The following is a 12,983-nucleotide window of genomic DNA, read 5'->3' as shown; positions in this document are numbered from 1 at the left end:
CTGTCCCGGTCAGCCCTTGAACCAGCCGGACGGGCCCGGCCGCAGGTTCTGGTAGATGTGCTTGGCCTCCTGGTACTCGCGCAGCCCGGTGGGTCCCAGCTCGCGGCCGATCCCGGAGCGGCCGAAGCCGCCCCACTCCGCCTGGGGCAGGTAGGGGTGGAAGTCGTTGATCCAGACGGTGCCGTGCCGCAGCCGTCCGGCGACCCGCTGGGCGCGGGACGCGTCGCTCGTCCAGACACCGCCGGCCAGCCCGTACCGCGTGTCGTTGGCGAGTTCCACGGCCTCGTCCTCGGTGCGGAAGCGTTCCACCGTGACGACGGGCCCGAAGACCTCCTCCTGCACGATGCGCATGGAGCGGTCGCAGTCGGCGTAGATCGTGGGCAGCAGGAAGAAGCCGCGGGAGAGTTCCGGGTCGTCCGGCCGGGTGCCGCCGCAGACCAGGCGGGCGCCGTCGTCGCGGGCGATCTCCAGGTAGCTCTCCACCTTCGCGCGGTGCTCCGCCGAACTGAGCGGCCCGCTCTCGGTCGCCGGGTCGAGGCCGCTGCCCAGCCGGATGGTCCGCGCGCGGGCGGCCAGCCGCTCCACGAACCGGTCGTGCAGCTCGTCCTGCACGATCAGCCGGGACCCGGCCGAGCAGACCTGCCCCGAGTGCAGGAACGCGGCGTCGAGCGCGTAGTCGAGGGCGGCGTCGAAGTCGCAGTCGGCGAAGACCAGGTTGGGGTTCTTGCCGCCCAGCTCCAGCGCGAGGTTCTTCACGCCCGGCGCGCACGCCTCCATGATCCGGCGCCCGGTGGCCAGGCCGCCGGTGAAGGAGACCAGGTCCACGTCCTCGTGGGCGGACATCGCCGCGCCCACGGTGGAGCCGGGGCCGAGCACCAGGTTGGCGACGCCGGGCGGGGCCCCCGCCTCGGCGATCAGGCGGACCATGTGGATGGTGGACAGCGGGGTCGTCTCGCTGGGCTTGAGGACGAAGGTGTTGCCCGCGGCCAGGGCCGGGGCGACCTTCCAGGACGCCTGGAGCATCGGGTAGTTCCACGGCGCGATCAGCGCGCAGACCCCGATGGGCTGGTAGACGACCCGGCTGAGCACGTCGGGGCCCACGTCCACGATCCGGCCGCCGTCCTTGTCGGCGATCTCGGCGAAGTAGCGGAACGCGTTGGAGACGTCCTCCACGTCGATCCGCGCCTCTTTGAGGGTCTTGCCGGTGTCCAGCGACTCGACGTGGGCGATCTCCTCCTGGTCGCGCAGCAGGAACCGCGCCACCCTGAGCAGCACGTCGGCCCGTTCGCGGGTGGGCGCCGACGACCAGTCGCCCCGGTCGAAGGCCCGCCGGGCGGCCCGTACGGCGAGGTCGACGTCGGCCTCGTCCGCCTCGTCGACCTGCTGCACGACGGACGCGTCGAACGGGTTGACCACGTCCCGCCGCCCCCCGCCCACGGCGCCGGTCCACTCCCCGTCGACGAACAGTTCCGACATCGCGGCTCCCTCGCTCTCGTACCCGTCCGGCGCCGCACCGCCTCACCGGCGCGGCACACGCCGCCCACCAACATCGTCCGTAGGGCTCGCATCGGCCACGTGGACGCACCGGGGGAGGGAGGGGCGGGCGGGGATCAGACCTGGTTGGGCTAGAGGGAGAGGGCCGGGGCGGCATCCGGAAAGCCGGAAGGGCCACCGCGTCCACCCGGGACGCGGTGACCCTTGCGAGGAGTGCTTGGGCGGGCGAGCCTCAGCGCACGTCGCCCATGAGCTCCTTGACGCGCTTGCGGTACATCCAGATCGCCACACCGGCGACGACCGCGAGGGTCGCCTCCGCGGCGACGATGCCCGTCTTGTTCAGGTCGACGCCCGCGATGGAGAGCAGGCCGGTCGTGGCGTCACCGGCGGTGACGGCCAGGAACCAGACGCCCATCATCTGCGAGGCGTACTTCACGGGCGCCATCTTCGTGGTGACCGACAGGCCGACCGGGGAGAGCAGCAGCTCACCGCAGGTCTGGACGAAGTAGATCGCCACCAGCCACAGGGCGGCCGCCTTGTGGCCGCCGTCCGCGATGGCCAGCGGGGCCAGGAAGAGGAAGAAGGACGCGCCGACCAGGACCAGGCCGAACGAGAACTTCACGATGGTGCTCGGCTCCTTGCCGCGGCGGGCGAGCGCCAGCCACAGCATGGCGAAGACCGGGGCCAGGGCCATGATGATGACCGGGTTGACCGACTGGTACCAGGAGACCGGGAAGTCCCAGCCGAGGACGCTGTTCTCGGCCGAGGAGTCGGCGAACAGCGACAGCGTCGAGCCGCCCTGGTCGTAGATCATCCAGAACACGGCCGCGGCGACGAAGAACCAGATGTACGCCGACATCTTGGACTGCTCGGCGCGGTCCAGGGACTTGTCGCGCTTGATGCGGGTCAGGACGAGCACCGGGATGATCACGCCGAGCAGGGTCAGCGGGACCAGGATCCAGTTCAGGGTGTAGGCGCCGGAGAAGCCGACGATCGCGTAGAACACCACGGCGAGCGCGGCCCAGAACGCGGCCTTGCGCAGCGTCGAGGTCTTCTCCTCGACGGACAGCGGCTTGGGGACCACGCTGGAGTGGGGGGCGAGGTGGCGGCTGCCGAGCAGGAACTGGATCACGCCCAGGCCCATGCCGAGCGCGGCGAGCGCGAAGCCCAGGTGCCAGTTGACGTTCTCACCGATGGTGCCGATGACCAGCGGCGCCGCGAAGGCACCGAGGTTGATGCCCATGTAGAAGACGGTGAAGCCACCGTCGCGGCGCGGGTCGTCGGGGCCGTCGTAGAGCTGGCCGACCATCGTGGAGATGTTGGCCTTCAGCAGACCCGAGCCTATGGCGACCAGGCCGAGGCCCGCGTAGAAGGTGCCGGAGGACGGCAGCGCCAGGGTGAGGTGGCCGAGCATGATCACGCCGCCGGCGATGGCGACGGTCTTGCGGGGTCCCCAGACGCGGTCGCCGAACCAGCCGCCGGGCATGGTCAGCAGGTACACCAGCGAGAGGTACACCGAGTAGATCGCGGTCGCGGTGCCGGCGTTGAGGCCGAGGCCACCCGGGGCGACGAGGTACAGCGGGAGCAGAGCCCTCATGCCGTAGTAGGAGAAACGCTCCCACATCTCGGTCATGAAGAGTGTGGCCAGTCCGCGGGGGTGGCCGAAGAAGGTCTTCTCGGAGCCGGGGGTGCCCGGTGTGACCGAGTCCTTCGTCAGGCTGGACGCCATGGTCGATCCTTGCTGGTCGGGACGCGCTCATGAGGCGATGCGCGCCCGGTGGGGGGCGGCCGGCACCGGCGGCCTTCACTCGCCCACCCCACGCCTGAGGGATTCCGCTCCGGATCACGGAGCGGTGGACGGCGGCCACCGGGATCCACGCCTCCCCGCGCGTCACCGCACGCTTCGAGGCCCGGCCACAGGTCATTCCTTTCGAGGCCGGCCCCTGGGGCCGGCCCGCACACAAAAGAGACCTTCAGCGTCGAACTGTCGCCAAAGGTCCCCTGGGTGCTACAGGCGCTGATTCACCATACGGCAGGACACCGCCCGGTATGGAAGGACTTGAGACACGGATCACAGGTGATTCCGGAACCGCGAACGATCATTCGAAGGTCCATTCCAGGATGGCATCCCACAGCCGCAGGGCCGAGCCGGGGGTGCGTGGACCCGCTCGGCACCGGGGTGTCCGGCTTGTCCCTGGGTAAGAGTTCCGGGCGGCGATCATGCCCCGGCCGTTGCTCCGAGCGGTCTACCATCAGCTCATGACCCGTGTACTGCTCGCCGAGGACGACGCGTCCATCTCGGAGCCGCTGGCCCGCGCCCTGCGCCGGGAAGGGTACGAGGTCGAGGTGCGTGAGGACGGACCCACCGCACTCGACGCCGGGCTCCAGGGCGGCGTCGACCTGGTCGTGCTGGACCTCGGCCTGCCGGGCATGGACGGTCTCGAGGTCGCCCGGCGGCTGCGCTCCGAGGGCCACGCGGTACCGATCCTGATCCTGACCGCGCGTGCCGACGAGGTGGACACCGTCGTCGGCCTGGACGCGGGCGCCGACGACTACGTCACCAAGCCCTTCCGCCTGGCCGAGCTGCTCGCCCGGGTCCGGGCCCTGCTGCGGCGCGGCGCCGTCGAGCCCCCGCAGCCGCCCGCCACGCACGGCGTGCGGATCGACGTCGAGTCGCACCGGGCCTGGATGGGCGAGGAGGAGCTCCAGCTCACCGCCAAGGAGTTCGACCTGCTGCGGGTGCTGGTGCGCGACGCCGGCCGGGTCGTCACCCGCGACCAGCTGATGCGCGAGGTCTGGGACACCACCTGGTGGTCGTCGACCAAGACCCTGGACATGCACATCTCCTGGCTGCGCAAGAAGCTGGGCGACGACGCGGCGAACCCCCGTTACATCGCCACCGTGCGCGGTGTGGGTTTCCGTTTCGAGAAGAACTGAGCCCCCGCAGGGGCCTGCCCGGGTAAGAGGACATGCGCCGCCGACTGATCCAGTCCACGCTCGCCGTGGTGCTCGTCGTGATCGCCGTCTTCGGCGTCTCCCTCGTGATCGTGGAGACCCGGACGATCAGCAGCACCGCGCAGGAACGGGTCGACCTCGAGGCCGTGCGGCTGGCCAGCATCGTGGACAGCCGGCTGATCGGCACCGGCTCCGTCGACGCGCGGTTCCTGCGGGAGCAGATCCGGGACGCGCGGTACGCCGTGATCCGCATCCCCGGCGAACCGGTCATCGAGGTCGGCAGCAAGCCGACGGGTGAGGTGCTGCGGGGCACGGCCACCGGTGAGGAGGGCGAGACCGTCCTGGTCGAGGAGCCCAGTTCCTCGGTGACCCGGGAGGTCGGCCGCACCCTGCTGATCATCGGCCTGGTGGCGCTGCTCGCGGTGGTCGCCGCCGTCCTGCTGGCGATCCGGCAGGCCAACCGCCTCGCCTCCCCGCTCACCGACCTCGCCGAGACCGCCGAGCGCCTCGGCTCCGGCGATCCGCGCCCGCGGCACAAGCGGTACGGCGTCCCCGAGCTGGACCGGGTCGCGGACGTGCTGGACTCCTCCGCCGAGCGCATCGCCCGGATGCTCACCGCCGAGCGCCGCCTGGCCGCCGACGCCTCCCACCAGCTGCGTACGCCGCTGACCGCGCTGTCCATGCGGCTGGAGGAGATCACCCTCACCGACGAGCCGGAGACGGTGAAGGAGGAGGCGACGATCGCGCTGTCGCAGGTGGAGCGGCTGACGGACGTCGTGGACCGGCTGCTGACCAACTCGCGCGACCCGCGCAGCGGCTCCGCCGTCACCTTCGAGCTGGACGACGTCATCCAGCAGCAGATCGCCGAGTGGCGTCCCGCCTACCGCAGCGAGGGCCGGGCGATCGTCAGCTCCGGCAAGCGGCACCTGACGGCCGTGGGCACGCCGGGCGCCGTGGCGCAGGTGCTGGCCGCGCTGATCGAGAACTCCCTGATGCACGGCGGCGGCACGGTGGCCCTGCGGACCCGGGTGACCGGCAACCAGGCGGTCGTGGAGGTCACCGACGAGGGCCCCGGCGTGCCGGGCGACCTGGGGGCGCGGATCTTCGAGCGCGCGATCAGCGGCCGGAACTCGACGGGCATCGGTCTCGCCGTCGCCCGCGACCTGGCCGAGGCGGACGGCGGCCGCCTGGAACTGCTCCAGGGCCGCCCCCCGGTCTTCGGGCTGTTCCTGTCCCGCACCCCGCCCCCGAAGAAGTCGTCCGGGGACGCGGGCTCCACGGTGCGCTAGCGGGCGCTCAGCGGTGGGCCGCGGGGGTGCCGTCGGAGGTGGGCACCGGAGCCGGGCGCCCGGGCCCCCGGAAGGTGTCCGAGCGGGTCACCGGCGGACGGGCGGGCAGCGTGCGGAAGACCCAGGTGCGGTACGACCAGAAGCGGAAGAGCGTGCCGAGCCCGATGCCGAGGAACTTGAAGATGTTGCTCTGCAGCGGGCTGTCCCAGCCGAAACCGTACGTCGCCGTGAAGAGCACACCGTTCTCGATCACCAGCCCGACCGCGCTGAACAGCAGGAACAGCGACATCTCACGCGTCCGGTGGCCCTTGTCGCGGTCGCGGTAGGTGAAGTAGCGGAAGCCCACGTAGTTGAAGACGATCGCGACGATCGTCGCCACGATGCTGGCCCGCACCACCTGGAGGTCGGTCACGTGCCGCACGAAGTTGAAGACGAGGAGGTTGACCAGCACTCCCGCGCCGCCCACCGCGCCGAACTTCACGACCTCGCGCACCAGCCGGTCGATCCGCTCCCGCAGCGGGCCGCGGGGCACGGGAGGAGCGGGGGGAGCCATGTGAGCACCCGAGGAACCACGTTCCATGGTCGTGCAGGCCCCCGTCCTTCGGTTGGCGTCAATCTGTTCATGCTAACCACCCGGACGCGCGATCTTCCTGCCGAGAGCCCGGCGGGGGTCCGGAACGGGCGGCCGGAGGGGCGGGAAACGGCCGGTAAACAGGTGGGCTCCGCGCGGCCGATACGCTAGGGGTGTGACGTTCCCCGTAGTCGGCATGGTCGGCGGTGGCCAGCTCGCTCGTATGACACACGAGGCGGGCATCCCGTTGGGCATCAGGTTCAAGCTTCTCAGTGACACACCTCAGGACTCTGCGGCGCAGGTCGTGAACGAAGTCGTCATCGGCGACTATCGCGATCTGGACACGCTGCGCGAGTTCGCGCGCGGCTGTGACGTGATCACCTTCGATCACGAGCACGTGCCGACCGAGCACCTCAGGGCCCTGGAGGCGGACGGCATCCCCGTCCGTCCGGGCCCCGACGCGCTCGTGCACGCCCAGGACAAGGGCGTGATGCGCGCGAGGCTCGACGCGATCGGCGTGCCCTGCCCGCGGCACCGGATCGTGAGCGATCCGGACGACGTGGCCGCCTTCGCGGCGGAGGGCGACGGATTCCCCGTCGTCCTCAAGACGGTCCGGGGCGGGTACGACGGCAAGGGCGTGTGGGTCGTGGACTCCGTCGAGGAGGCCGCCGACCCCTTCCGCGCCGGTGTGCCGGTGCTGGCGGAGGAGAAGGTCGACTTCGTCCGCGAGCTGGCCGCCAACGTGGTCCGCTCCCCGCACGGCCAGGCGGTGGCCTACCCGGTCGTCGAGTCCCAGCAGGTCAAGGGCGTCTGCGACACCGTGATCGCGCCCGCCCCCGACCTCGACGAGGACCTGGCCCTGCACGCCGAGGAGATGGCGCTCAGCATCGCCAAGGAACTCGGCGTCGTCGGCCACCTCGCCGTCGAGCTGTTCCAGACCCGCGACGGCCGCGTCCTCGTCAACGAACTGGCGATGCGCCCGCACAACTCCGGGCACTGGACGATGGACGGCGCGATCACCTCGCAGTTCGCCAACCACGTCCGCGCCGTCCTCGACCTCCCCCTCGGCGACCCGCGCCCGCGCGCGAAGTGGACCGTGATGGTCAACGTCCTCGGCGGCGACTACCCGGACATGTACTCCGCGTACCTGCACTGCATGGCCCGCGACCCCCAGCTGAAGATCCACATGTACGGCAAGGACGTGAAGCCCGGCCGCAAGGTCGGCCACGTGAACACCTACGGCGACGACCTCGACGACGTGCTGGAGCGCGCCCGTCACGCTGCCGGCTACCTGAGAGGGACGATCACCGAATGAGCCCAGTTGTCGGCATCGTCATGGGGTCGGACTCCGACTGGCCCGTCATGGAGGCCGCCGCGAAGGCCCTCGACGAGTTCGAGATCGCCTACGAGGTCGACGTCGTCTCGGCGCACCGCATGCCGCACGAGATGATCGCGTACGGCGAGCAGGCCGCCGGCCGCGGACTCAAGGCGATCGTCGCCGGAGCCGGGGGCGCCGCCCACCTGCCGGGCATGCTCGCCTCCGTCACCCCGCTGCCGGTCATCGGCGTCCCGGTGCCGCTGAAGTACCTGGACGGCATGGACAGCCTCCTGTCCATCGTGCAGATGCCGGCCGGCGTCCCCGTCGCCACCGTCTCCGTGGGCGGCGCCCGCAACGCCGGTCTGCTGGCCGCCCGCATCCTCGCCGCGCACGACGAGGAACTGCAGGGCCGCATGCGCGAGTTCCAGCAGGAGCTGAACGACCAGGCCACCGAGAAGGGCAAGCGGCTGCGCAGCAAGGTCGAGGGCGCCGCGGCCGGCTTCGGATTCGGAAAGTGACGGACGGACAGTGACCGAAGGGACGCGGATGACCTCGCTGGACCAGGCCCGGGAACTGCTGCGCGAGTTCCCCGTCGTCGACGGGCACAACGACCTGCCCTGGGCGCTGCGCGAGCAGGTCCGCTACGACCTCGACGCCCGCGACATCGCCTCCGACCAGTCCGCCCACCTGCACACCGACCTGGCCCGGCTGCGGGCCGGCGGCGTCGGCGCGCAGTACTGGTCGGTGTACGTCCGCTCCGACCTGCCGGGCGCGGTGACGGCGACGCTGGAGCAGATCGACTGCGTACGGCGGCTGATCGACCGCCACCCCGAGGACCTGCGGGCGGCGCTCACCGCCGCCGACATGGAGGCGGCACGCGCCGAGGGCCGGATCGCCTCGCTGATGGGCGCCGAGGGCGGCCACTCCATCGACAACTCGCTGGCCACCCTGCGCGCCCTGTACGCGCTCGGCGTGCGCTACATGACGCTCACCCACAACGACAACGTCGCGTGGGCGGACTCGGCGACCGACGAACCCGGCGTCGGCGGCCTGTCGGCCTTCGGCCGCGAGGTCGTCCGCGAGATGAACCGCGAGGGCATGCTGGTCGACCTCTCGCACGTCGCGGCGACGACGATGCGCGACGCGCTGGACGCCTCGACCGCGCCGGTGATCTTCTCGCACTCCTCGTCCCGGGCCGTCTGCGACCACCCGCGCAACATCCCGGACGACGTCCTGGAGCGGCTGCCCGCCAACGGCGGCATGGCGATGGTGACGTTCGTGCCGAAGTTCGTGCTCCAGGCGGCCGTCGACTGGACCGCCGAGGCCGACGAGAACATGCGCGCGCACGGCTTCCACCACCTCGACTCCAGCCCCGAGGCGATGAAGGTGCACGCCGCCTTCGAGGAGCGCGTCCCGCGTCCCGTCGCCACCGTCTCCACGGTCGCCGACCACCTCGACCACATGCGCGAGGTCGCCGGCGTCGACCACCTCGGCATCGGCGGCGACTACGACGGCACGCCCTTCACCCCGGACGGCCTCGGTGACGTCGCGGGCTACCCGAACCTCATCGCCGAACTGCTCGACCGCGGTTGGTCCAGGGCCGACCTTTCCAAGGTGACCTGGAAGAACGCGGTCCGGGTGCTGGGCGACGCCGAGGACGTGGCCCGGGGGCTTCAGGCCACCCGGGAGCCGTCCAACGCGTCGCTGGAGGAACTCGACGGCTGAGCCGTCACCTCTCCGAGGGCGGGGTAGTCGGTGTATCCGGTCGCCCCGCCCACGTACATCAGGTACCGGCCCCGTACGGGGTTCAGCGGCGCGTCGAGCCGCAGCCTCGCCACCAGGTCCGGGTTGGCGAGGAAGGGCCGGCCGAGCGCGATCAGGTCGGCCCCGGCGGCCAGCAGCCGGGCGGAGGCGTGCCGTACGGCCTCCGTGGCGGGGGATTCGGGCAGCACCGGGTTGGCGATCAGCACCCCGGGCCACACGGCGCGGAGCCTGCCGAACATCGGGGCGTCGGGGTCGGCGTGCACGAGGTGCAGATAGGCGAGACCCAGTCCGCCGACCCGCTCCAGGAGGGCCGGGTACAGCGCGTCGGTCTCGCCCTCCGCGATTCCGTTGACGGTGTTGCCGGGGGAGACGCGCAGGCCGACCCGCTCGGCGCCGATCTCGGCGGCCACCGCCTCCGTCACCTCGGCCGTGAACCGGATCCGCGCGGCGACGGAGCCCCCGTAGCCGTCGGTGCGCAGGTTGGTGTTGGCGGCCAGGAACTGGTGCAGCAGGTGACCGTTGGCGGAGTGCACCTCGACCCCCTCGAAACCGGCGTCCAGCGCGTTGCGGGCGGCCCGCGCGAAGTCGGCGACGGTGGTCCGGATGTCCTCGGTGGTCATCTCCCTGGGGACGACGGCCGGCCGGTGCCCGTCGGGCGTGAAGACCGTCTCGGGCAGCGGCACCGGCGAGGGCGCGACCGGCGTCAGGCCGCTGGTGGCCGGATGGCCGACCCGGCCGCCGTGCTGGAGCTGGAGGAACATCCGGCCCCCTGCCTCCCGCACCGCGTCGGTGACCAGCCGCCAGCCCGCCACGTGCCGGGCGCTGTGCACGGCGGTGATGTTCGGGTACGTCTGCCCGGCCGCGTTCGGCGTCGCGGCCTCGGCGACGATCAGCCCGGCGGTCGCGCGCTGGGCGTAGTAGGCCGCCATGAGCGGGGTCGGCGTGCCGTCGGCCTCCGCCCGGTTCCGGGTGAGGGGGGCCATCACGAGGCGGTTGGGCAGGGTGAGCGGGCCGAGCGGGGCGGACGCGAAGAGGTCTGTTGTGTTCGACATGCCCGTACGCTAAAACTTGACACCAGTGTCAGATTCAAGCCCGGAGCGGGAGGTACGGCGGATGCGGATCGGCGAACTGGCCCGGCGCACGGGCGTCAGCGAGCGCTCGCTGCGCTACTACGAGACGCAGGGGCTGCTCGCGTCCGGGCGTACGCCCGGCGGGCACCGCGACTACGCGGAGGCGGCCGTCGACCGGGTCGTCCGCATCCAGGAGCTGTACGCGGCCGGGCTGTGCAGCAGCAAGATCGCGCAGCTGCTGCCGTGCATGCGCGACGGCGACGGCGGCCCCTCGGCCGTGGCGACGCCGAAGCTGGTCGCCGACCTCACCGCCGAGCGCGCCCGCATCGACCGGACCATCGCCGACCTGCTCCGCTCCCGGGACACCCTGGACGAGGTGATCGAGGCGGCCGGGGGCTGAGCCGCGTACCCCCGAACGCCCCACCCACCAGGAAGCCCTTTCCGCTCCGTGCGACGGTGGCCGTACCTCACGAACGAGCGTACGGAGCGCGCCATGGCAGACCTCCAGGACGACCTGCACACCGGTACCGAGGCCGGCGGGCTCGGCGACCTGTCCGAGCCGCTCGCCGCGCAGGCCTTCCCGTCGGAGCCCTACACGCCCGTGTCCGACCCCGACGACGAGCCGCTGACCAGGGCGCACGCCGTCCTGGCCGCCCACCCCGTCGCCGACGGCTACAGCGGGCTGCCCTGGGCGCTCAAGCACCTGCCCTGGTACGACCTGGAGCTGGGCGAGAGCGCCGTCGACACCGATGTGCCGCGGCTGCGCGAGGGCCACGTGGGCGCGCTGCTGTGGTCGCTGCACCTGCCCGAGGCCCTCGACGGGGACCGCGCGATCGGCGCCACGCTGGAGCAGCTGGACCTGGTCAAGATGGTCGTGCGCGCCCACCCCGAGGGGCTGCGGCTGGCCTACGACGCCGGGCAGGCCATCGACGCCCGCAACTGCGGCCGGGTCGCCGTGCTGCCGGGTCCCGCGGGCGCCCCCGCCCTCGGCGACCGCCTCGGCATCCTGCGTTCGCTGCACGCCCTCGGCCTGCGCGTGCTGACGCTGTCCGGGGTGAGCTGGGCGAGCGAGGCGGGGCTGACCCGGTTCGGCGAGGAGGTGGTCCGGGAGATGAACCGGCTCGGCGTGCTCGCCGATCTCTCCGGCGCCTCCGCCGAGACCGTCCGCCGCACCTTCGCCGTCTCCAAGGCGCCGGCCGTGTGCACCCGCTCCGCCGCCCGCGCCCTGCGCCCCCACCCCGCCAATCTCCCCGACGACCTGCTGGTCGAGCTGGGCGCGGCCGGGGGGCTGTGCATGGTGCCGCTGACCGCCGAGCAGACCGGCCCGACCGTCCGCGACGTCGCCGACCACCTCGACCACGTCCGCACGGTGGCCGGAGCGGAGAGCGTCGGCCTGTCCGGCACCTACGATTCGGGCGCCGCCCACCCGCTGGAGCTGGGCGACGCCTCCTGCTACCCGCGGCTCATCGCCGAGCTGCTGCGCCGTGGCTGGGACGAGGCGGACGTGGCCCTGCTGACCTGGGGCAACGTCCAGCGTGTGCTGCGCGGCGCGGCCTTCACCGCCCGCGCGGTGCAGCAGCGCCGGGAGCCGTCGACGGCGACGATCGCCGAACTGGACGGCTGAGCGCCGGCCCCGTCAGGGACGCTCGATGCGGCACAGGCAGAAGGGGTGTCCGGCCGGGTCGGCGTAGACCATGAAGTCCTTCTTCTCCCGGTCCTCGAGGTCCAGCGGGCGGGCGCCCAGCGAGAGCACCCGCTCGTGCGCCGCGTCCATCTCGGCCCAGGTCGCCCCGCCGTCGAGGTCGAGGTGGAACTGCTGCGCGTTGCGGTCGGAGCGCGGCCACTCCGGAGGGGTGAGGTCCGGGGCCTGCTGGAAGGCCAGCCGGGGCCCGCCGGGCACCTGGAGCACCACCCAGTCGGGGTCCTCCCCCTCGGGCGTGCCGCCGACGATGGCGGCGTAGAAGCGGGCCAGCTCACGGGGGTCGGGGCAGTCGAGGACGACGGAGCGGAAGCGTGCGACGGGTGTCGTGGCCATGCGGGGTCCCTCCTGGGTCGGTGGTGCCTTGCTCAGCAGGCGCAGAGGCAGAAAGGGTGCCCGGCGGGGTCGGCGTAGACCCGGAAGGTGCGGGAGCGGTCCTCCGCGTCCAGCGGGCGCGCGCCCAGCTCCAGCACGGCCTTCTCGGCCGCGTCGAGGTCCTTCACGTCGAGGTCGAGGTGGAACTGCTGGGCGCCGTCGGGCCCGGGCCACTTCGGCGGTACGTAGCCGGGGGAGCCCTGGAAGGCCAGCGTCTGCCCGCCGGGCAGGTTCAGGTCGACCCACTCGTCGTGCTCGTCGCTCCTGTCCTCGACGGTTCCGCCGAGCACGCCGGCGTAGAAGCGGGCCAGTGCCTGCGGGTCGGGACAGTCCAGGACGACGACGCCCAGTTCGGCGACAGCCATGACTTCCTCCTTGAGGTCCGCGGTGGTCGCTGCGGCGGTTACCTGCATGAGGCGGGTAACCGGTAACGGTTACCTCATGCTCC

13 protein-coding genes are annotated in these 12,983 nt (G+C 72.1%); 7 read left to right on the top strand and 6 right to left on the bottom strand.

Annotated features, from left to right (window positions below; all coding sequences use genetic code 11):
* Positions 1 to 9: 9 nt before the first annotated feature.
* Both ACZ67M_RS29510 and ACZ67M_RS29505 read right to left on the bottom strand, forming a co-directional pair.
* Positions 10 to 1,476 (bottom strand): aldehyde dehydrogenase family protein, encoded by a 1,467-nt coding sequence (locus ACZ67M_RS29510; RefSeq protein WP_361357966.1) that lies wholly within the window; start codon positions 1,474 to 1,476, stop codon positions 10 to 12.
* A gap of 250 nt (positions 1,477 to 1,726) precedes the next feature.
* Positions 1,727 to 3,223 (bottom strand): MFS transporter, encoded by a 1,497-nt coding sequence (locus tag ACZ67M_RS29505; protein WP_361357969.1) that lies wholly within the window; start codon positions 3,221 to 3,223, stop codon positions 1,727 to 1,729.
* Between the two features lie 530 nt (positions 3,224 to 3,753).
* Between ACZ67M_RS29505 and ACZ67M_RS29500 the strand changes: the two genes are divergently transcribed.
* Together ACZ67M_RS29500 and draK are read left to right on the top strand one after the other, a co-directional pair.
* Positions 3,754 to 4,431 carry a response regulator transcription factor gene (locus tag ACZ67M_RS29500; protein ID WP_052842140.1) on the top strand — a complete coding sequence of 226 codons (678 nt, stop codon included), beginning with the start codon at positions 3,754 to 3,756 and terminating at the stop codon, positions 4,429 to 4,431.
* A 32-nt stretch (positions 4,432 to 4,463) separates the two neighbouring features.
* The gene (gene draK, locus ACZ67M_RS29495; RefSeq protein ID WP_361357972.1) at positions 4,464 to 5,738 is read left to right on the top strand and encodes a two-component system sensor histidine kinase DraK; all 1,275 of its coding nucleotides are present in this window, start codon (positions 4,464 to 4,466) and stop codon (positions 5,736 to 5,738) included.
* Between the two features lie 7 nt (positions 5,739 to 5,745).
* Here the strand turns inward: draK and ACZ67M_RS29490 are convergent, their stop codons facing one another.
* A complete protein-coding gene (locus ACZ67M_RS29490) occupies positions 5,746 to 6,318 on the bottom strand; it encodes a GtrA family protein (RefSeq protein ID WP_392017531.1) in 573 nt (190 codons plus the stop codon).
* A 166-nt stretch (positions 6,319 to 6,484) separates the two neighbouring features.
* Here ACZ67M_RS29490 and ACZ67M_RS29485 point away from each other — a divergent pair, with 166 nt between their 5' ends.
* From ACZ67M_RS29485 to ACZ67M_RS29475, 3 genes are read left to right on the top strand one after another with little or no spacing between them, the layout of a single operon-like run.
* A complete protein-coding gene (locus tag ACZ67M_RS29485; RefSeq protein ID WP_161329109.1) occupies positions 6,485 to 7,624 on the top strand; it encodes a 5-(carboxyamino)imidazole ribonucleotide synthase in 1,140 nt (379 codons plus the stop codon).
* Positions 7,621 to 8,145, top strand: a complete 525-nt coding sequence (gene purE / locus ACZ67M_RS29480; RefSeq protein WP_361357981.1) for a 5-(carboxyamino)imidazole ribonucleotide mutase — start codon at positions 7,621 to 7,623, stop codon at positions 8,143 to 8,145. Before ACZ67M_RS29485 ends, purE begins: the two co-directional genes overlap by 4 nt.
* A 28-nt stretch (positions 8,146 to 8,173) precedes the next feature.
* Positions 8,174 to 9,352 carry a dipeptidase gene (locus ACZ67M_RS29475; protein ID WP_361357984.1) on the top strand — a complete coding sequence of 393 codons (1,179 nt, stop codon included), beginning with the start codon at positions 8,174 to 8,176 and terminating at the stop codon, positions 9,350 to 9,352.
* Here ACZ67M_RS29475 and ACZ67M_RS29470 read toward each other — a convergent pair.
* Positions 9,301 to 10,443, bottom strand: a complete 1,143-nt coding sequence (locus ACZ67M_RS29470; RefSeq protein ID WP_469853610.1) for an alkene reductase — start codon at positions 10,441 to 10,443, stop codon at positions 9,301 to 9,303. The two genes, ACZ67M_RS29475 and ACZ67M_RS29470, sit on opposite strands and share 52 nt — an antisense overlap.
* Positions 10,444 to 10,504: 61 nt before the next feature.
* On the opposite strand from ACZ67M_RS29470, the gene ACZ67M_RS29465 reads away from it, so the two are divergent.
* Positions 10,505 to 10,861, top strand: a complete 357-nt coding sequence (locus ACZ67M_RS29465; protein WP_361358047.1) for a MerR family transcriptional regulator — start codon at positions 10,505 to 10,507, stop codon at positions 10,859 to 10,861.
* Between the two features lie 93 nt (positions 10,862 to 10,954).
* Entirely contained in the window at positions 10,955 to 12,085 is a 1,131-nt protein-coding gene (locus ACZ67M_RS29460; RefSeq protein WP_469853609.1) for a dipeptidase, read from the top strand.
* Between the two features lie 12 nt (positions 12,086 to 12,097).
* Here the strand turns inward: ACZ67M_RS29460 and ACZ67M_RS29455 are convergent, their stop codons facing one another.
* Together ACZ67M_RS29455 and ACZ67M_RS29450 are read right to left on the bottom strand one after the other, a co-directional pair.
* On the bottom strand, positions 12,098 to 12,496 hold the full coding sequence (locus ACZ67M_RS29455) for a VOC family protein (RefSeq protein WP_361357992.1): 399 nt from the start codon (positions 12,494 to 12,496) through the stop codon (positions 12,098 to 12,100).
* A gap of 32 nt (positions 12,497 to 12,528) precedes the next feature.
* Positions 12,529 to 12,900: a VOC family protein gene (locus ACZ67M_RS29450; protein WP_360891616.1), complete on the bottom strand. Its 372-nt coding sequence runs from the start codon at positions 12,898 to 12,900 to the stop codon at positions 12,529 to 12,531.
* Between the last annotated feature and the right edge of the window lie 83 nt (positions 12,901 to 12,983).

Source organism: Streptomyces sp. NPDC107500 (assembly GCF_055582785.1).
The sequence above is the reverse complement of the archived record's forward strand: the minus strand, read 5'-3'. Positions and strand labels throughout refer to the sequence as shown.